This is a genomic window from Sanguibacter suarezii NBRC 16159 (genome assembly GCF_001552735.1).
In the GTDB taxonomy this organism is placed as follows: Bacteria; Actinomycetota; Actinomycetes; order Actinomycetales; family Cellulomonadaceae; genus Sanguibacter; species Sanguibacter suarezii.
Genome location: NZ_BCRT01000001.1, coordinates 216402 through 234694, shown reverse-complemented (window position 1 = coordinate 234694; position 18293 = coordinate 216402). Strand labels below are relative to the sequence as shown.

17 protein-coding genes are annotated in these 18293 nt (G+C 71.4%); 8 read left to right on the top strand and 9 right to left on the bottom strand.

The annotated features are described in order from the left end of the window. Positions 1-71: 71 nt before the first annotated feature. The 5 genes from SS2_RS01060 to SS2_RS01040 are packed head-to-tail and all read right to left on the bottom strand — an operon-like array spanning position 72 to position 4566. Entirely contained in the window at positions 72-1097 is a 1026-nt protein-coding gene (locus tag SS2_RS01060) for a vWA domain-containing protein (protein ID WP_066460466.1), read from the bottom strand. Continuing rightward, complete coding sequence (locus SS2_RS01055) at positions 1094-2182, bottom strand: VWA domain-containing protein (protein WP_066460463.1); 1089 nt, start codon at positions 2180-2182, stop codon at positions 1094-1096. Before SS2_RS01055 ends, SS2_RS01060 begins: the two co-directional genes overlap by 4 nt. After that, positions 2176-2664 (bottom strand): hypothetical protein, encoded by a 489-nt coding sequence (locus tag SS2_RS01050; RefSeq protein ID WP_066460462.1) that lies wholly within the window; start codon positions 2662-2664, stop codon positions 2176-2178. Before SS2_RS01050 ends, SS2_RS01055 begins: the two co-directional genes overlap by 7 nt. Further along, complete coding sequence (locus SS2_RS01045) at positions 2651-3550, bottom strand: DUF58 domain-containing protein (RefSeq protein WP_066460461.1); 900 nt, start codon at positions 3548-3550, stop codon at positions 2651-2653. Before SS2_RS01045 ends, SS2_RS01050 begins: the two co-directional genes overlap by 14 nt. Positions 3551-3567: 17 nt before the next feature. Next, positions 3568-4566: an AAA family ATPase gene (locus SS2_RS01040; protein WP_066460460.1), complete on the bottom strand. Its 999-nt coding sequence runs from the start codon at positions 4564-4566 to the stop codon at positions 3568-3570. Between the two features lie 127 nt (positions 4567-4693). On the opposite strand from SS2_RS01040, the gene SS2_RS01035 reads away from it, so the two are divergent. Then, the gene (locus SS2_RS01035) at positions 4694-6715 is read left to right on the top strand and encodes a bifunctional copper resistance protein CopD/cytochrome c oxidase assembly protein (RefSeq protein ID WP_066460457.1); all 2022 of its coding nucleotides are present in this window, start codon (positions 4694-4696) and stop codon (positions 6713-6715) included. 64 nt (positions 6716-6779) lie between these two features. Here SS2_RS01035 and SS2_RS01030 read toward each other — a convergent pair whose 3' ends face one another. Further along, positions 6780-7736, bottom strand: a complete 957-nt coding sequence (locus tag SS2_RS01030) for an aminoglycoside phosphotransferase family protein (RefSeq protein ID WP_066460456.1) — start codon at positions 7734-7736, stop codon at positions 6780-6782. A gap of 129 nt (positions 7737-7865) precedes the next feature. Between SS2_RS01030 and SS2_RS01025 the strand changes: the two genes are divergently transcribed. The 4 genes from SS2_RS01025 (at position 7866) to SS2_RS01010 (ending at position 13064) form a co-directional block, all read left to right on the top strand. Beyond that, complete coding sequence (locus SS2_RS01025) at positions 7866-8126, top strand: DUF6458 family protein (protein WP_066460453.1); 261 nt, start codon at positions 7866-7868, stop codon at positions 8124-8126. A 27-nt stretch (positions 8127-8153) separates the two neighbouring features. Continuing rightward, the gene (locus SS2_RS01020; RefSeq protein ID WP_066460451.1) at positions 8154-10286 is read left to right on the top strand and encodes a S9 family peptidase; all 2133 of its coding nucleotides are present in this window, start codon (positions 8154-8156) and stop codon (positions 10284-10286) included. A gap of 140 nt (positions 10287-10426) precedes the next feature. Next, a complete protein-coding gene (locus SS2_RS01015; protein WP_066460450.1) occupies positions 10427-12352 on the top strand; it encodes an NHL domain-containing thioredoxin family protein in 1926 nt (641 codons plus the stop codon). Between the two features lie 52 nt (positions 12353-12404). Beyond that, on the top strand, positions 12405-13064 hold the full coding sequence (locus SS2_RS01010; RefSeq protein WP_066460448.1) for an HAD hydrolase-like protein: 660 nt from the start codon (positions 12405-12407) through the stop codon (positions 13062-13064). A 256-nt stretch (positions 13065-13320) separates the two neighbouring features. Here SS2_RS01010 and SS2_RS01005 read toward each other — a convergent pair whose 3' ends face one another. Continuing rightward, positions 13321-14091: a phosphotransferase gene (locus tag SS2_RS01005; RefSeq protein WP_066460446.1), complete on the bottom strand. Its 771-nt coding sequence runs from the start codon at positions 14089-14091 to the stop codon at positions 13321-13323. A 160-nt stretch (positions 14092-14251) separates the two neighbouring features. Here SS2_RS01005 and SS2_RS01000 point away from each other — a divergent pair, with 160 nt between their 5' ends. Continuing rightward, positions 14252-15019: a MerR family transcriptional regulator gene (locus tag SS2_RS01000; protein WP_066460445.1), complete on the top strand. Its 768-nt coding sequence runs from the start codon at positions 14252-14254 to the stop codon at positions 15017-15019. Positions 15020-15064: 45 nt separating this feature from the next. Here the strand turns inward: SS2_RS01000 and SS2_RS00995 are convergent, their stop codons facing one another. Both SS2_RS00995 and SS2_RS00990 read right to left on the bottom strand, forming a co-directional pair. After that, positions 15065-15715, bottom strand: coding sequence for a biliverdin-producing heme oxygenase (locus tag SS2_RS00995; protein ID WP_066460444.1), 651 nt, complete (start codon positions 15713-15715; stop codon positions 15065-15067). A gap of 193 nt (positions 15716-15908) precedes the next feature. Continuing rightward, on the bottom strand, positions 15909-16511 hold the full coding sequence (locus tag SS2_RS00990; protein WP_066460442.1) for a TetR/AcrR family transcriptional regulator: 603 nt from the start codon (positions 16509-16511) through the stop codon (positions 15909-15911). A 146-nt stretch (positions 16512-16657) separates the two neighbouring features. Between SS2_RS00990 and SS2_RS00985 the strand changes: the two genes are divergently transcribed. Both SS2_RS00985 and SS2_RS17270 read left to right on the top strand, forming a co-directional pair. Further along, positions 16658-17551 carry a hypothetical protein gene (locus SS2_RS00985; RefSeq protein ID WP_157607141.1) on the top strand — a complete coding sequence of 298 codons (894 nt, stop codon included), beginning with the start codon at positions 16658-16660 and terminating at the stop codon, positions 17549-17551. Positions 17552-17604: 53 nt separating this feature from the next. Then, the gene (locus SS2_RS17270; protein WP_157607140.1) at positions 17605-18201 is read left to right on the top strand and encodes a hypothetical protein; all 597 of its coding nucleotides are present in this window, start codon (positions 17605-17607) and stop codon (positions 18199-18201) included. Positions 18202-18293 lie beyond the last annotated feature (92 nt).

The window sequence follows — 18293 nt, the reverse complement described above, 5'->3', positions numbered from 1 at the left end:
GGGCCGCCCGCCGGTCGGTCGGCGTGGGGGTCCGTGCGGACACCTTCGCGGGCAGGTCAGCGTTGTTGAGCTCAGGCATGCTCGACTCCCACCTTGCGTCCGAGGTGACGCCCACCGGCTGCGGCCTCGAGGGCGAGCAGCGCGGCCAGCACCAGCGCGAAGGGCCACAGCAGCATCTGGTACGACGTCAGCGCGCGGCGGCCGTCAGCGGCGATCTGGTCCGGGTCGATCCCGGCCACCAGCTCCGCGGTCGCGGCGGGGGAGGTGCGGTGGATGAACTCCACGCCCAGCTCGTCGGCCAGCGCGGCGAGCTCGACCGGGTCGTAGACCGACAGCGCGTCGGGGGTGCCGGGCAGGCTCATGTCCTTGATGTAGGACCCTTCGGTGCCGTTGCCGTCAGGGGCCAGCGCGTACTCCTTCATCCGGCCGCCCGCCTCTGTGCCGTAGCCCAGGACCGCGCCGGAGTCGATGAGCGGGGCCAGGTCGGCGAAGGACCTGCGCTGACCGTCGGCGGTGTTCTCGCCGTCGGTGAGGAAGAACACCAGGCGGATGTTGGCCGGGTGCTGCTCCGCGGCGCCGGTCAGCGCCCGGCTCAGCGCGTCCAGCGGGCGGTCCACCAGGGAGCCGCGGGAACGTGAGGTCACCTCCCGGTCCATCGTCTGGGTCCAGGTGTTCACCGCCCGGGCGTCGGTGGTCAGCGGCAGCTGCCGGCTCGCCTCGGAGTCGAAGGAGATGACCGAGTAGCGCGCGCCGGGCACGTCGGCGACCAGAGAGGTGATGTCCGCGCGCACGCCGTCCAGGCGGGGCTTGGCGCCGTCGTAGTCCTCCGCGGCCATCGACCCGGTGCGGTCGACCACGAAGAACACGTCGACCGCGCTGACCGAGGTGTCCATGCTCGTGCGCGGCAGGCTGGGGCCGAGCCCGATGACCGCGACGACGGCCACGATCGCGGAGCGGCGCAGCCAGGCCCAGGCCTGCTGGTGTCCGGTCGTGGTGCCCTGGCGCCAACCCTTGACCGCGAGCGTGGCGGTCAGCGCGAACAGAGCGCCGAGGACGACGGCGAGCACCGGGACCGGGAGGAGAGGCTGCAGGATCATTCGCGCAACCTCCATTGCACGACGACGAGCGCGACCACCGCGACCAGCACCCAGGCGAACCACGGTCCGGCCTTGTCGGTCGAGGTGACCTCCGGGGCTGCGTCGAGGTCGATGGCCTGCTGGGCCTGGACCTCATCGACCATCGCCTCGACCGCCTCCGGGTCGTCGCTGTAGTAGTAGAGGCCACCGGCGCCCTCGATGGCGGTCTGGTACTCGCTCGCGTAGCTGGCGTTCCCGCCGAAGTCACCCGCGCCGTACAGGGCGTTGATCGAGATGCCCCGCTCCTGGGTGAAGTCCACAGCCTCCTGCAGCGTGTAGATCGGGGTGCCCATGACCTCGTTGTCGGTGGCCAGGATGATCGAGCGGGAGCGCTCGGTCTCGGTCGCGTCGAACTGCAGGGCGCAGTTCGCCAGCCCGTCGCCGATGAGTGAGGACCCTTCGGAGGTGCCCAGGGTGCCGGCGGAGAACAGCAGGTACTGGTCGATGAGCGCCTCGTCCTCGGAGTAGAGGATCTCGGGGTTGAGAGCGGCTTTCGCCGCCTCGAGCTCGTCCAGGACCAGGGCGTAGTCGTCGGTGAGGGGGAAGACCGTGCGGGAGGTGGAGTTGAAGATCGACAGCGCGATGCGTTCGCCCTCGAAGCTGTCCACCAGCTCGGAGAACACGTCGACCATCTCCATGTCGTACTCGATCATCGACCCGGACACGTCGAGGCAGAGGACGATGTCCCGGGTGGCGAGCTTGGAGTTGGACACGGTGATGTCCACGGGGCGGGCGGCGATGAACGCCGTCGCCAGCGCGGCCAGGGCGAGCGCACCGATGCCGACCCACTGCAGCGCGCGGTAGCGGCGTACCCAGGACCGGAACTGCGGTATCTGGTCGACGTAGTCGGAGTTGGCGACCCACACGGCTTCCTCGTGCGGCTTCGCCTTGGGGTTGCGCGCGAAGTACCAGGCCAGGGCGCCGGCCACAGCCACCACCACGACGACGACCGCGATGAGCCACGGCCAGGCGATCGAGGACATGACCTCGTCGGCGGCGAGGACCTGTTCCGCTGCCTGGATCTGCTCCGTTGCGGGGCTCACCATGAGGAGATCACCGTCCGGGCGCCGTCGACGCTCTGGGCTCCGGAGTCCGGGCTGTCCTTGGAGAACGCCGGCTGGTAGTACCCCGCGATGAGGTTGGCGAGCCGTCCGGCGCCGGCGAGGTGCTCGATGTCGGTCAAGGTCATCACGGTCGTGTCCACCCCACGGCGCAGCCCGGCGAACTCCCGCACGATCGCGCTCAGGCGCAGGTGCAGCTCACGGACGTCGATCTCGTGGGCGGTGAACGCCCGGTCTGCCTCGTCGACCTGGGCGAGGTACTTCAGGCGCAGGTCCACGAAGGGGTCCCCGCCTGCGGCGTAGGCGGACGGCGGTGGCGCGGGCGGCAGGGCGCTCTCGGTGGGGCGGTGGCGGGTGTGGACGAAGACGAAGACCAGCCAGGCGGCGACCACCACGATGAGCGCGATGCCGGTGATGGTCCACCACGCGCTGAAGTCCATGGGAGCGACGATGTCATCGATGGGCACGGCGTTGCCTCCCCAGCAGGTCGATGAACTGGGTGATGGCATGGTCGGAGCTGTCGGCGACCATGCCCTGGATCTGCTGCCGGCGCAGCAGCTCGGCCACGAGGTGACGGCGGGCCTGGACCACCTGGTCGCCGGAGTGCTGCAGGGCGCGCCGCTGCTGGAGGTAGGGCGGCAGCTGGAGGTCGGCGTCGACGTCGCGCACGGGCTTGTGGGTGGGGCCGCCGGTGAGGGTCAGCGCGGAGGCGTCCGCCACGGCCAGCACCATGACCTCGTGGCGTACCCGCAGCTGGCGCAGCAGCCTCTCGTGGCCCGGCTCGGGGCGGGCCTCGTCGGTGACGATCATCATGAGCGACCGTCGCTGGAAGGCGTTCATCGCCCGTTCGAGGGGACGGTTGAGGTCGCTCGGCGGGGCGTCGATGTCGTAGCAGCCGGCGATCATGTGGAGCATGAGCTCGAGCTCCTGGGTGCTCGAGCGCGGGGGCCGCTGGATGAGGCGTTCGGCGTCGCCGGCGACCATCGCGACCCGGTCGCCGCGGTCCCGGGCCAGGTACGCCACGAGCGAGGCCATGAACACGGCAACCTCGGACTTCTCCTGCCCGCCGGCGGCCAGGGCAGCCATGTTGCGCCCGGTGTCCACGACGAGCACGAGGTTGAGGTTGGACTGGCGCACGAAGCGCCGGATGATCGGGATCCCCGCCCGCGCGCTGGCCTTCCAGTCGACGTCTCCCACGTCGTCCCCGGGGGAGTACAGGGATAGGTCGTCAAAGTCCTGCCCGTGCCCCTTGAGCAGGGACCGGTGCCGTCCCTCGAGCATCCCCGCGGCACGGCGCGCCAACGGCAGCTCGAGACGAGCTCGCACCTGCGCCAGCCGGGAGATGTCGTTCATGTCGGTGCCTGGTCGCCTCAGGGGGTGGGGACGGCGTCGAAGATCGCGTCGATGAGCTGCTCGGGCTGGACGTTGTTGGCCAGCGCGTCGAAGGTGCGCACCAGGCGGTGACGCAGCACCGAGTAGCGCACGGCCTTGACGTCGTCGGGGATGACAAAGCTGCGCCCGGCCTGGATGGCCAGCGCCTGGGCCACCCGCATGAGGGCGATCGACCCGCGCGGGCTCGCGCCCACCCGGATGTGGGTGGACAGCCCTTGGATGGGGCGCGGGCCGGAGAAGCGGCTGGTGTTGATGACGTCGACGATGTACCGCTTGATGGAGGCGTCGACGTAGACGTCGTCGACCAGGCGCTGGAGGAAGCGGACGTCGTCGAGGCTGATCGGCTGGACCGTGATGGGGGCGCTCTGGCGGCCGGAGGAGATCCGTTCGAGGATCTCGACCTCGTAGTTGGCCGCGGGGTAGGTGAGCACCTCCTTCATGAGGAAGCGGTCCATCTGCGCCTCGGGGAGGACGTAGGTGCCCTCCTCCTCGATGGGGTTCTGGGTGGCCAGCACCATGAACGGGTCCGGCAACGGGTACTCGACCCCGCCGATGGAGGTCTGACGCTCCTGCATCGCCTCGAGCATCGCCGACTGCGTCTTGGCGCTCGAGCGGTTGATCTCGTCCAGCAGCACGAGGTTGGCGTGCACCGGTCCCAGCTGCGTGGTGAACGACCCGGTGCCGTAGTTGTAGATCTGGGTGCCGACGATGTCGTTCGGCATGAGGTCCGGGGTGCACTGGATGCGGTGGAAGCTGCCGCCCACGGCGGCGGCGAGGGTCTCCGCGGCCGTCGTCTTGGCGAGCCCGGGGACGGACTCCAGCAAGATGTGCCCACCGCAGATCAGGGAGCTCACCAGCGCGGTCCGCAACGGTTCCTGCCCGACGACGCGCTGGTCGAAGACCGCAGCGACGCGCGCCAGCAGCACCTTGGCCTGGTCGAGGTCGGTGGGTGAGATGCTGCCTTGGCCTGAACTCATGCGGGACGCACCTTTCATCACTGGGTGATTCAGTATGGCAGCGACCCGTGACAGTGCGCAGAGCTGCTCAGAGGATGGTCTCGCAGCGGCGGTTTTTCGCGGCGGGCGGGGGAACTACCCTGGAAGGGTGACGGCACGACTGACGAACGACGTAGACACCCCTCCCCGCGTGCCTCGGGCCCCTCGGACGCTGACCTGGTCGCTCCCGGGTGCCGTGGCCGCAGCCGTGGTCGGGCTGGTGGTCAGCGGGTTGTTCTCGGCTGCCTTCGCCCCCCAGCTGCTCCTGGACCCCGGCACCGTGGTGCGGTGGGGCCTACCCCTGACGACCGTGGCCTCCGAGCTGTCCGTGGCCATCACCCTCGGAGCCCTCGTGCTGGCGGCCTTCGTCGTGCGGCCCGGTGCGGTGCTCAGCCGGACCCTGACGGTGGCCGGCATCGGCGCGGGGGTGTGGGCGGTCAGCGCGCTGGCCCGCGTGGTGTTCTCCGGGGCCAACACCGTCGGTCTCTCCCTGAGCAGCGAGAGCTTTGGCGACCAGCTCGGGGTGTACCTCTCCCAGATCCCCTCCGGCCGGGCGCTGCTGGCGATCGCGCTGCTCGCCGGGCTCACCTCGGTGCTCGCCCTCTTCGTCTCCACTGCGACCGGTGCCGTGTGGGCGTCCGTGCCGGCGCTCGCCGCGGTGGTGCTGCAGTCCCTCATGGGCCACGCCTCGGGATCCACCAGCCATGAGCTGGCGGTCTCGGCGATGTTCATGCACCTCGTGGGCGCCGCGGTGTGGATCGGGGCGCTCGCGGTCGTCGCGGTGCTGCGCATCCGGCGGACGCTGGACGGGCAGGACCTGGCGGTCACGGTGGCCCGCTACTCGCCCATCGCCTCCTGGTGCTTCGTGCTGGTCGCCGTGTCCGGCGTGGTCAACGCGGTCGTCCGGCTCGGTGGCTGGTCCGGGCTGACCACCGACTACGGGGTGCTGGTCATCGCCAAGACCGTGCTGTTCCTCGTCCTCGGTGCGCTCGGCTGGGCGCACCGCACATGGGTCGTGGGCAAGCTGTCGGTCGGGACGGACCGGGTGGCCGGGCTGTTCTGGCGCCTGGTCGCGGCCGAGCTCATCCTCATGGGCGCGGTGAGCGGCGTCGCGGTGGCCCTGGGCGGGACCAACCCCCCGGACGACAACGCCCCGCCCGCCGACCCCACCCCGGCCTACCTCATCACCGGCCGCCAGCTGCCTGACGAGCCGACCTTCTCCAGCTGGTTCACCGAGTGGAACTGGGACGTGCTGCTCGGCTTCGCCTGCGCAGCGGGCCTCGTGGTCTACCTGCGCTGGGTGATCCGCCTGCACCGGCGCGGCGACTCGTGGTCGGGTCTGCGCACCGCCTCGTGGGTGGCGGGCATGATCATCATGTTCTGGGTGACCAGCGGCGGTCCCGTGGTCTACGGCAAGGTGCTCTTCTCCGCGCACATGCTCCAGCACATGATCCTGGCGATGGTCGTGCCGATCTTCCTCGTCTCGGCGGCTCCGGTGACGCTTCTGCTGCGCGCGGTCCCGGTCCGCAAGGACGGCACCCGGGGTCCGCGGGAGTGGATCCTGGCGATCATCCACTCGCGCTACGGCCGGTTCTTCTCCCACCCGATCGTCGCGGCGATCAACTTCGCCGGCTCCATGATCGTCTTCTACTACACCCCGGCCTTCGAGTACGCGCTGTCCACGCACCTGGGGCACATCCTCATGACGGTGCACTTCACGATGGCCGGGTACTTCTTCGCCAACGCCCTCATCGGCATCGACCCCGGGCCCTCTCGGCCCCCGCACGCGCAGCGTCTGCTGCTGCTGCTGGCCACGATGGCCTTCCACGCCTTCTTCGGTGTGACGCTCATGTCCGGGGAGATCCTCCTGGTCCCGGAGTGGTTCGGCCTCATGGGCCGTCCGTGGGGGGCCACGGCGATCGCCGACCAGCAGAACGGTGGCGGCATCGCCTGGGGGGTGGGGGAGATCCCGACCTTGTTCCTGGCGATCATCGTCGCCTTCTCCTGGTCCAAGGACGACGAGCGTGCCGCGCGCCGCCGGGACCGCAAGGTGGACCGGGACGGGGACGTCGAGATGGACGAGTACAACGACATGCTCAAGAAGCTCTCGACGCAGAAGGAACGCTCCTAGCCGACCCGCGCCCGCGCCCCCACCGCGCCCGCGCCCGCACCGCGCGTGCGCAGGGCGCGGCAGGTCACACGCCCCGGCCCTCCAGCAGCGCCAGAGCGTCCTGCCCGACGCCGAGCACGGCGGCAGCGGCTGCCTCACGCTCGGCGTGGGGCAACCACGTGTCGCCGAGGTACCAGGTGGCTGACAGGCCCGTCCACGCCACGATCCAGCGCAGCAGCCGGGCGCGGTCCAGCCCGGCGGCGGCGCAGATGACGGACACCTGGCGGGCCAGGCGGCCTGGTGTCCTGGCGACGTCGTGGCTGGGGTTGCACACGATGTTCGCGTAGTCGAAGGCACGGTCCCCGACGAGGAACTTCGGGTCGATCGCCCGCCACCGGGCGGCGGTCTCGTCCCCGAAGTCCAGGACGTTGCCGTGGTGGATGTCCCCGTGCAGGGTCACCACCTCCCGCTGGTGGTCCAGCAGGGCGCGCGCCGTGCCGGCCGCCTGTCCCAGGAAACCCTCGTGGCCGGCCGTCCCGGCCAGCAGGTCCGCGAACCAGCGCTCGAGCGTCACCAGGCCCTCCGGCGGGGCGTCGCTCGCCGCTCCCGCAGCCCCGCCCGTTCCCGCAGCCCCGCTCGTTCCCGCAGCCCCGCCCGTCCGCGCCAGCCCGACGGCGCGGCCCGTGGCGTGCAGCTCGCCCGCCACCGCGCAGAGCACCTGGGTGGCCCGGTCGTCACCATCCGGACCGTCCGAGAGGGCCCAGCAGGTGAGGGAGTGCGGACCGAGGGCGCGCTCGAGGACGATCGCGTCGTCGTCGTGCACGAGGACCGGGGCGGCGCCCCGGCCGGCCCACCAGACCATGAGACGGCCGCCGTCGCGCTCCTCCAGGATGCGCGGGACCTTGAGCATCGCGGGCGCGCCGCGGTACCGCACGGGGATGACGTGGCTGCTCGGGGTGGTGATCGCCGGGCCGTCCGGGAGCAGGTCCCAGCGCCGCAGGAAGGACTCCGGGTCGGGCGGGGTCCACCGGTGGTCGTTCACAGGGTCCACGGTAGGCCCCGGCGACCGCTGCGCCGCACTCTCGACGCGCGCAGGTGGCGCACATAGGCCAAGGTGGACCTCGACAAGTTCTCTGACGTGCATCAACGTCCAACTGACAGGAGCACCGCCATGGGTATCGGACTCGGAATCTTCCTCATCGTCGTCGGCGCCATCCTCGCTTTCGCCGTGCGCGACAGCATCGAGGCGGTCGACCTGACGATGGTCGGCTACATCTGCCTCGCCGCCGGCGTCGTCGCGCTCATCGCGGCGATCATCATGAACGCCCAGCGCAACCGCACCTCGCACCACGAGGTCGTCGAGCGTCGCGACACGACCACGCCCGTCACGGTCGTCGAGAACCGCGAGACGTACCCGCCGGCCGGTCAGTGACGAAGCGGGTGGCGGACGGACGGTGACATGACCTACGGCGACGGCGGGCCAGCCCCTTTCCACGCGATGGACGAGTATGTCGCGCTCCCGCGGCTGAGCGGGCTGACGCTGTCCCCGGACGGCACCCGGCTCGTCACCACCGTCACCACCCTCGACGCGGCCGGCACCGGCTACGGCACGGCGCTGTGGGAGGTCGACCCGCACGGGCACCGTCCCGCCCAGCGGCTGACCCGCAGCGCCGCCGGCGAGCAGAACCCGGCCTTCACCGTCGACGGCGACCTCATCTTCGCCTCCGCCCGCCCTGACCCCCAGTCGGGGGAGGTGCAGGACCCGCCTCGCGCGCTGTGGCTGCTGCCTGCCGGCGGCGGCGAGGCGCGCGTGGTCGCCTCCCGCGGCGCGGGGATCAGTGCACCGCACGCAGCGGCCGGCGCACCAGTGGTGCTGCTGCGCTCGGACGTCCTGCCGTCCGCGACCGACCCCGCCCACGACGACGAGCTGCGCGCGGCGCGCGCGTCGACCAAGGTCTCCGCCATCCTGCACACCGGCTTCCCGGTACGGCACTGGGACCACGACCTGGGCCCCGCCGCGCCCCACCTGTTCCTGGGCGAGCTGCCCGGAGTCGGCGGCGCACCGCTGCACGGGGAGATCCCCGGCGTCGCGGCGACCCCCGAGGAGGTGGACCCCGCGATCACCCTGCGTGACCTCACGCCGGGGGCGGGCACCGCCCTGCGGGAGCAGTCAGCCGTCCTCTCCTTCGACGGAACCACCGCCGTGACCACCTGGATGGTCGCCGAGGCGCGGGGGAGCTACCGGGTCGTCCTGGCGGCGATCGACACCGCGAGCGGGGACACCCGGGTGCTCGTCGACGACGGCGAGTCGAGCTACGGCTGCCCCCAGATCTCCCCGGACGGCGCCTGGGTCGCGTACATCCGAGAGAGCCGCAGCTCCGCTGAGGTGGCGCCGACGGTGACCCTCGGCGTCGTCGACCTCCTCGGGGGTGCGGCCCGCCCGCTGGCCAGCACGTGGGACCGCTGGCCCACCTCGGTCACCTGGCTGCCGGACTCCGACGGGCTGCTGGTGACCGCCAACGACGACGGGCGCGGCCCGATCTTCCATCTCGCCCTCGACGCGGCCGCCACCGGCGCCGAGGTGACCCGCGTGACCAGCGACGACGCCGTCTTCACCGACCTCCAGGTCTCCCCGGACGGTGCGTCCGTCTACGCGCTGCGGAGCAGCTACCTCGAACCTCCGGTGCCGGTCGTTGTCGACCTGGCGACCGCGCTGGGGACCGGCAGCCCCGTCCCCGCCACAGCGCTGGCCGGCCCGACGACGTCGCCCACCCTGCCTGGGGTGCTCACCGAGGTGGAGACCACGGCGCCCGACGGCGCACGGGTCCGAGCCTTCCTCGCCCTGCCGCACGACGCCGGCCCCGAGGCTCCTGCCCCGCTGCTGCTCCTCATCCACGGTGGACCGCTGAACTCCTGGAACGCCTGGAGCTGGCGGTGGAACCCGTGGCTGCTCGTCGCTCAGGGCTACGCCGTGCTGCTGCCGGACCCGGCGCTGTCGACCGGGTACGGGCAGGCGTTCATCGAGCGCGGCTGGGGCGCGTGGGGGCAGACTCCCTATACCGACCTCATGGCCATCACCGACGCGGCCGAAGCCCTGCCGGAGATCGACGCGACCCGCACGGCCGCCCTCGGCGGATCCTTCGGCGGGTACATGGCCAACTGGGTGGCCGGGCACACGGACCGCTTCCAGGCGATCGTCAGCCATGCCGGCCTGTGGTCGCTCGAGCACTTCGGTCCCACGACCGACACTGCCACGCTCTGGGACCGCGAGATGACCCCGGAGATGGCCGCGGCCAGCTCGCCGAACGCCTTCGTGGCGAACATCGTCACGCCGATGCTCGTCATCCACGGTGACAAGGACTACCGCGTGCCGATCGGGGAGGGCATGAGCCTGTGGTCCGACCTGCTCGCCAAGTCCGGCCTGCCGGCCGACGCCCGCGGGGAGACCGTGCACCGCTTCCTCTACTTCCCCGACGAGAACCACTGGGTGCTCAAGCCCCAGAACGTCATCGTCTGGAACGAGGTCATCCAGGCCTTCCTCGCCGAGCACGTCCTGGGCGAGACCCGCCCCCTCCCCACCACCCTCGGCTAACACCCACCCACCCGCCCACCCCCCCACGCACCCGCTGGGTGTACGAAAATGCGCGTGTCGCACCGGTGTGTCGCGCACAAAATCGTGCACTCAGCGGAGGGGGTGCGGGGCGGGGGTGGGTGGGATGTTTGACTGGGGGCGTGAGTACTCCGAACCGCCTGCCCCGTGTCCGTGCCAGTGAGCTCGTCGGGCGGGGGTGGCTCAACACCGGCGGCAAGGACGTGACGCTCGCCGACCTGCGCGGCTCGATCGTCGTCCTGGACTTCTGGACCTTCTGCTGCGTCAACTGCCTGCACGTCCTGGACGAGCTGCGCGAGCTTGAGGAGGCCCACCGCGACGAGCTGGTCATCATCGGCGTGCACTCCCCGAAGTTCGTCCACGAGGCCGACCCGGTCGCGCTCGCGGCCGCCGTCGACCGCTACGAGGTGCACCACCCCGTCCTGGACGACCCGGACCTGGTGACGTGGTCCGCCTACGCCGCCCGCGCCTGGCCCACCCTCGTCGTCATCGACCCCGAGGGCTACGTCGTGGCGCAGATGGCGGGGGAGGGGCATGCCCGCAACCTCGAGATCCTCGTCCGCGACCTCGCCGCGGAGCACCGCGCCAAGGGCACGCTGCGTCCCGCCGCCCAGGGCGAGGGGCCCTACGTGCCGCCCACGCCGTCGTCGGGCACGCTGCGGTTCCCAGCCAAGGCGATCACCTTGCCGAGCGGCAACCTCCTCGTGGCCGACGCGGGCCACCACTCCCTCGCCGAGCTCCTGCCCGACGGCGAGGCCCTCGTGCGGCGCATCGGCTCCGGTGAGCGCGGGCTCGTCGACGGCGGGCCCGACGACGCCCGGTTCAGCGAGCCGAACGGCCTGTGCCTGGTGCCCGAGGCCGAGCGGGAGACCTACGGCTTCGATGTGCTCGTGGCCGACACCGTCAACCATGCCCTGCGCGGGGTGCGCTTGGCTGACGGGCACGTGACCACCTACGCCGGGACCGGCGCGCAGTTCATGGTCGGCGGCGCGGAGAACGTCGTCAGCGCGGACGGCTGGGCGCCGTTCTCCCCGGAGGTCACCTACGACCCGGACGGGGTCAAGCTGTCCTCGCCGTGGGATGTCGAGTGGGTGCCTGGCCTCGGGTTCGTCGTCGCGATGGCGGGCCATCACACGCTGTGGGCGGTCGACGACGGGAAGCTCGGGCTGCTCGCCGGGACCATGAACGAGGGTCTTCAGGACGGGCCAGCCGCTGGGGCCTGGTTCGCGCAGCCCTCCGGCCTGGCGCTGGGCGGCGACGGCCGGTTGTGGGTCGCGGACTCTGAGACGTCCGCGCTGCGCTGGCTGGACGGGCCGGTCTCCGGGATCTCATCCCTGGGCGACGGCCTCGAGGTGCACACCGCCGTCGGCCAGGGTCTGTTCGACTTCGGCCACCGCGACGGCGCGGCCGGCCAGGCGCTGCTGCAGCACCCGCTCGGCGTCGTCGTGCTGCCAGACGGTTCCGTCGTCGTCGCCGACACGTACAACGGGGCGCTGCGCCGGTACGATCCGGCCACCGACGAGGTGACCACGCTGGCGACGGGGCTCGCCGAGCCGAGCGACGTCGTCGTGCAGGTCGAGGGGGACCGGGTGCTGCTGCTCGTGGTCGAGTCGGCCGCCCACCGCCTCACCCGGGTGGCGCTGCCGGCCACCCTCGCCGGCCAGGTGCTCGACGCCGGTGCGCACCGCACGCGACGTCCGGTCACCGAGGTGGGCCCCGGCGAGCTGGCGCTCGACGTCGTGTTCACCCCGGCCGCGGGGCAGAAGTACGACGACCGCTTCGGTCCTTCGACCCGCCTGCAGGTATCTGCCACCCCGCCGGAGCTGCTGCTCGAGGGCGCGGGGGACGCCGGGCCGCTCGAGCGCCGGCTGGTGCTCAACCCCGCGGTCAGCGAGGGCGTGCTGCACGTCACCGCGCAGGCTGCGAGCTGCGACGCGGACCCGGCGATCGAGTACCCGGCGTGCCACCTGGCCCAGCAAGACTGGGGTGTCCCGGTCCGCGTGGTCACCGGCGGACCGGCGAGCCTGACGCTCCCGCTGCACGGCTGAGGACGACGCCCGCACAGTCCGGGGTCGCCGGGCGTGATGAGAGGATCGAGCCATGACCACCTCCCTCGCGCTCGTCGACCTCGACGGGACCCTCACCGACTCCGCTCCCGGCATCGTCGCCTCGATCACCTCCGCCTTCGACGCACTGGGCATCGCGCGCCCGAGCGCCGAGGACCTGCGCCTGGTGGTCGGTCCGCCGATCCAAGAGAGCGCCGTGAGCAACGGGGTGCCCCCCGAGCGGGTCGAGGAGTTCGTGGCGGCCTACCGGGTGGCCTTCACCGGCGGCGGGATGCTCGACAACTCCGTGTACCCGGGCATCCGCGAGGCGCTGACCGCGCTGCGCGAGGCCGGTGTCCGGCTCGTCGTGGCGACGTCCAAGCCCGAGGTCTTCGCCCGTCAGATCCTCGAGCACTTCGAGCTCGACGGCTTCTTCGAGGCGATCTGCGGGGCGAGTCTGGACGGCACCCGCACCACCAAGGCCGACGTGATCGCCCACGCGCTCAAGACCGCGGCGACTGGCGAGGGCCTGCCGCCGATGTCGGAGACGGTCATGGTCGGCGACCGTGAGCACGACATCCTCGGGGCGCGCGCCCACGGCATCGACACCATCGCGGTGACCTGGGGCTACGCCGCCCCCGGCGAGCACGACGCAGCCGCCCCCCGCGCCGTGGTCTCCACCCCCGCCGAGCTGGTCACGGCCCTGCTCGGCTGACGCTACCTCCCGCCCCGCCCGCCTCCGCCCCTCCCGTTCCTCCCCGCCCCGCCTCCCGCCCCGCCGTCTCCCGCTCGCGCGCCCCGCGAGGTCGTCTATCAGGTGCGAGGTCGTCTGTTCAGATAGACGACCTCGCACCTGATAGACGACCTCGGTGGGACCATCGACTTCCGGAGCCGGGACGGCTTGGCTGCGTCAGTCAGCCAGCCAGTCAGCCAGCCGGTCGGTCTGGTCGGACGGGTCGGGACCCGGCTGGTCAGCGCAGGGCGGCGCGGAAGTCGGCGCGGTGGCGGGTGATGTAGTCGGCGGCCGGGCCCCAGTGGTCGGCGTGGCCGTCGGCGTGCAGCGTCGCCCACGGCTGCGTGCCGGTGCGGGCGCCGTCGACCAGGAGGTCGTACATGGCTCGGGTGTGGTCCGCGGTGAGCTGGACGAACCGGGGGCGCTGGTGGGCGCTCACCCCGTAGCCGTCGACCAGGGCCCGCAGGCGGGGGCCGTCGACGGCGGGGTCGCCACCGGCGTGCAGCGGGACGAACCCGTGCGCGGCGTAGGCCAGGTCCCACAGCCGTGAGCCCGGACCGGCACCGTCCCAGTCGATGATCACCCAGCGGTCGCCGTCGCGCACGAGGTTCCACGGGGCGATGTCGTGGTGGCAGACGAGGTCGTCGCGGTCCGCGGGGATCCCCACGTCCCACACCGCCCCGGGCGGCGGGACGAAGGACGTGGTCGCGTCGTGCAGGTCGCGCACCATCGCGCCGACCCGGGTGAGCTCGGTGCGGGTCATCGCCGGCATGGCGTTGGCCATGGTGCCGGGGATGTACTCGAGGACGTGCCGGTTCTGGGCGTCGATGCCGAAGGATCGGGGCGCTGCGTCGAAGCCCACGTCAGCGAGGTGGACAAGGAGCGCGTGGACGGCGGGCGTGGCGACGGTGGCGGGCTTGCGGACGGTGGCGCCGAGCAGGGGATCATGGACGAGAACCACGCTGGCAGCGACATTGCCCCCGGTCAGGGTCTCTTCAAAGAGGGACATAGGTGCCAGTCTGCACCACCGGACCGCGTCCTCCTAGCCGCCCGACGCCGCCCAGCGCGCCACCCGAGTACCCGGCTCGTCCCCTCCGCCGCTCGGCCTGCGTCGGTGTCCACGCCAGGGGGTTGACCTTGACGCAACGTCAACCTTTACGGTGAGTCTCATGACCGACCGCGACTGGTCCATCCAGCAGATCGCCCGTGCCACCGGCACGACGAGCCGCACGCTGCGCCACTACGACGACATCGGGCTGCTGCCACCGAGCCGGATCGGCAGCAACGGCTACCGCTACTACGACGCCGGGGCGCTCGTGCGCCTGCAACGGGTGCTCATGCTGCGTGACCTGGGCCTGAGCCTCGCTGCCATTGCCGACGCGCTCGCCTCTGACGAGGACGAGGTGCGAGCCCTGGGTGCGCACCTGCGGTGGCTGGAGTCGGAGAGGGCGCGGCTCGAGGACCAGGCCGCATCGGTCCGCAGCACGATCACGTCCCTGGAGAACGGAGAAGAGCTCATGATGACGAACATGTTCGACGGTTTTGACCGCGGCCGCTATCAGGGCGAGGTCGCCGAGCGGTGGGGCGAGCAGGCCTACCGGTCCGGCGACTCCTGGTGGTCCGCGCTCACCGCGTCGGAGAGGGCCGCCTTCCTCGACGAGCAGCGGGCCATCGCGCAGGGTTTCGCGGATGCGAAGGCCGCAGGCCAGGCGCCCGACGACGAGGCGCCGCAGGACCTCGCCCGCCGCCAGCACGCCTGGTTGAGCGTGTCGGTACGCGGCACGGGCCAACCGGAGGTGACCGCGGAGTACTTCACCGGGCTCGGCCAGATGTACGTCGAGGACGCGCGGTTCACTGCGGCGTACGACTGGGCGGGGGAGGGCACGGCCGTGTTCGTCCGCGACGCGATGGTGGTCTACGCCGAGAGGAACCTGTGACAGCACGTGTGACCCGGTGACCTCAGCGCGCCAGGTCGCAGGCGCTCAGCAGTGGATGGCGCCCAGGTCCGCGAAGAGAGCCTGGTTGAGGCGGAAGGCCCCCTGGGCCTCGGCGATCGCCAGGGCCATCTCGTCCTCGGTGAAGACCAGGGCGTCCAGGCGTTCGCGGTAGACGTCCTTGAACGGCTTGGCCTTGGGAATCTCGGCGAAGGTGTAGAACGCCAGCCCCTGCGGACCCACGCCGTAGTGACGCTCGAGCATCCGCTTGATGATCTGGCCTCCGGACAGGTCGCCGAGGTAGCGGGTGTAGGCGTGCGCGGCGTAGCGCGGCAGAGAGGTGGAGCAGGCCTCGAGGGCAGCGACGTACTGGACGGTCGCGGGCAGCGGAGAGATCTGCGCGCGCCAGTCCGGGCCGATGAGGAAGGCGAGGTCCTCGGCGATGGAGGCCGTGCGCTGGAGCTCGTCGAAGAGCAGCGACTCGCCCTGCGGCAGGGCGCGCACCGCGTCGTTGAGGGCTTCCAGCGCCTGGTAGACGAAGTACTGCTGGCTGGCCAGGGAGACGTAGGCGGCCGTGTCGAGCTCGCCGCCCATGAGCTTGCTGATGTAGCCGGAGTGCTCGGCGTCCTCGTGCTCGGAGCGGGTGCCCTCCCGCAGTCGCAGGGACAGGGTGGGCTGTTCCGTGGCGAGTGAGGTCACCGTGGGCTCCTTCGTCGAGGGTCGACGGGCTCCGGCGGGAGATGACACGGTGTCATGACGACCTGTCAGAAACGGTACCGCATCTATTTAGGGTCGCCTACATACCCGTCCCACAATGTCGCTCTGCGAGACGGAGGGCGGGAAGTCTGCGCGTTCTCCGGGCACGGCGCGAGGTTCCGCAGCGCCGAGATCGTCAGCTGCGGACGAGCTCCGCGCCCACGGCGCGCAGCACGAAGGCCTCGGTCGCCGCGATCGCGGCGTCGCGTGCGGGCTGCTCCTCGGGGAGCTGGCGCCCGGACAGGCAGGCGTTGACCAGGGCCACCGAGGTGGGGATGTCCTGGTCGGGGAACTCCCCGCGCGCGATGCCGGCAGCGAGGATCTCCCGCAGGATCTCCTCCACGACGACGGCGTGCTCGCGCAGCCGCTGCTGGGTCCCGCGGGAGAGCACCGTGCGCAGGTCCGGCCCGGGGGCGAGGTGGAAGACGCGCTTGAGCCGCGCTTGCGCCTGCACATAGGTGCGCAGCTGCTGGAGCGGGTCCTCGACTCCTTCGAGGGACCGCTTGAGGGTCTCGACGTACCGCTCGGTCTCGAAGGTGATGAAGCCCATGAGCAGGGCTTCTTTGTCGGAGAAGTGGTTGTAGACCGCCGTTCGACCCACCCCGGCTGCCGCGGCGATGTCAGCGAAGGAGATGGCATCGAAGCCGCGCTCGGCCATGAGCGTCGACAGTGCGGTGAAGAGTCGTTGGCGAGTCTGTTCGCGGTGCTCGTGGAGTGAACCACCAATGATCTTCGGCATTCTGACAGCATGCCACACCGTGTCAGAATGCGCATCGAAGGGTGACCTTCCTTGACCTCGCGCGGTCATCGTGACAGTGATGCGCGGCGCGTGCTTTTTTCGTCCTGGAAACGTCCCCGTATCAATCCCTGCGTAGCGTCAGGAAGATGACAGCACCCTCAGGTGTGACCCGTTCGGGCAGTGTGGCGAGTCATCTCCTCGCCGTGCCGGCGAGCGCCTCCGTCCAGGCGCTCGCTCTGGCCTGGTACCCGCAGGCCCGGTGGACCCGCGAACCGGTCACCGCCGCAGCCGCCACTGCCGGCCTGAGCCAGCCGCGGGGTGCGCGGTTCCGGGGGATGTCCGCGGTGGCCGACGCGCAGCCGGGCGAGCTCGAGCTCGAGCCCGGCGTCGTGCTGACCGGTCCGCACCCGCTGGAGGCGGAGCGGTGCCACGCCCTCGGGCTCACCGCCGCGAAGGTCGACGGCTACGAGGTGAGGGTGGACGGCGACCCTGTTGACCGTGGTGTGCGCCTGCGCCGATGGCTGGTCGCCGCTGCCCGCCATGCGCGCGGTGCGGTCCTGGAGGAGGGGTCCGTGGCGCCGTTGACCCTGGACCACCGGCGCTCGGTCAACCGGCACCTGTACAGCGCCCACGCGCTGTCTCCCGAGGTTGCGCTGGCCCTCGTGCGCACCGTCCTGGTGCAGGCCACCCTGGAGACCGTGGGCTCGGCGGCGCCCGGCCCGCAGGACTACGAGATCGTCACCCACACGCCCTACGACGGCTCGGTCGTGGTGCGCTGCGAGCACGCCGATCGGCTCCCTCCCGCACTGGGGACCGTCCCGTGGCGCGACAGCGGCCCGTTCCGCTACACGGTGCGCTGGCTGTCCGGGGACGCCTACCCCGCCGACTCCGAGGACGCGAGCAACCTCCACCACATCGCCCGCCGCCGGATGGCCCCCGTGGTGGTCGCCGTCGTCGCGGTGATGCGCACCTCGATCGCGGGGACCGTCCTCGATGATGACGGTTTCATCTGCCAGGACCCGGGGCAGGGGACGGGGTGAGGAACCAGCGCGCCGTGTCCGGTTTCTCCGTACTGTGCCGTTAGGCTGAGGCCATGCCGCGTACCACCGCCGTCCGGGACTGGGATGGCTGGAACGCGCCGCCGCCTGGCCGGTGCGCTCAGTGCGGGGTTGACGCCTCACTCACACCTGCGGGTGAGCTGGGGCCCGCCATCCTCGCGCTGCTGCCCCGGTGGGCGTCGGTTCTCATGCGTCCCGGAGTCGCCAGCGCGCCCGGCCCGCTGACCTGGTCGGTGCTCGACCATGCGGTCCATGTCCGCGACCTGGTCGAAGCTGTCGCCGCGCGGCTGGTGGGGGTGCCGCACGAGGATCCTCCAGTGCTCGGCGGCCTCTGCGATGGGGGCAGCCAGGCCGGTCAGGTGCACGACCCGCTCCAGGTAGCCGTCGACATCGAGGACGCCGGCCGCGCGGTCGCCGCCCGGCTGGGGGCTCTCGCTGCTCCTGACAGGCCGCGCACAGCGGGGCCGACTGAGGGGGCCGGGCCCTGCGCCGTGGCCCTGGCACGCCATCTCGTCCACGACGTCATCCACCACCTCCATGACGTGAACGCCTGGCAGACTCCCGGTGACGACGGGGTGGATCGGGGCCGCACGACGCCGAGTTATCCACAGAATCTGTCCACAGGGCTGTGAGTTTGTGGAGAAGTGCAGTGCACAGGCTGTGGACAACGCTGTGGGTATCCACAGAGACTCCCACGTACGAACGCCTGTTCGTGCCTCTTTGC

Excerpts from the sequence above, each read along its gene's own strand:
- SS2_RS17270 (WP_157607140.1), top strand. The coding sequence starts at position 17,605 with ATGCCGCGTACCACCGCCGTCCGGGACTGGGATGGCTGGAACGCGCCG.
- SS2_RS01020 (WP_066460451.1), top strand. The coding sequence starts at position 8,154 with ATGACCTACGGCGACGGCGGGCCAGCCCCTTTCCACGCGATGGACGAG.
- SS2_RS01000 (WP_066460445.1), top strand. The coding sequence starts at position 14,252 with ATGACCGACCGCGACTGGTCCATCCAGCAGATCGCCCGTGCCACCGGC.
- SS2_RS00990 (WP_066460442.1), bottom strand. The coding sequence starts at position 16,511 with ATGCCGAAGATCATTGGTGGTTCACTCCACGAGCACCGCGAACAGACT.
- SS2_RS01055 (WP_066460463.1), bottom strand. The coding sequence starts at position 2,182 with ATGGTGAGCCCCGCAACGGAGCAGATCCAGGCAGCGGAACAGGTCCTC.
- SS2_RS01060 (WP_066460466.1), bottom strand. The coding sequence starts at position 1,097 with ATGATCCTGCAGCCTCTCCTCCCGGTCCCGGTGCTCGCCGTCGTCCTC.
- SS2_RS01005 (WP_066460446.1), bottom strand. The coding sequence starts at position 14,091 with ATGTCCCTCTTTGAAGAGACCCTGACCGGGGGCAATGTCGCTGCCAGC.
- SS2_RS01010 (WP_066460448.1), top strand. The coding sequence starts at position 12,405 with ATGACCACCTCCCTCGCGCTCGTCGACCTCGACGGGACCCTCACCGAC.
- SS2_RS01040 (WP_066460460.1), bottom strand. The coding sequence starts at position 4,566 with ATGAGTTCAGGCCAAGGCAGCATCTCACCCACCGACCTCGACCAGGCC.
- SS2_RS01045 (WP_066460461.1), bottom strand. The coding sequence starts at position 3,550 with ATGAACGACATCTCCCGGCTGGCGCAGGTGCGAGCTCGTCTCGAGCTG.
- SS2_RS00985 (WP_157607141.1), top strand. The coding sequence starts at position 16,658 with ATGACAGCACCCTCAGGTGTGACCCGTTCGGGCAGTGTGGCGAGTCAT.
- SS2_RS01025 (WP_066460453.1), top strand. The coding sequence starts at position 7,866 with ATGGGTATCGGACTCGGAATCTTCCTCATCGTCGTCGGCGCCATCCTC.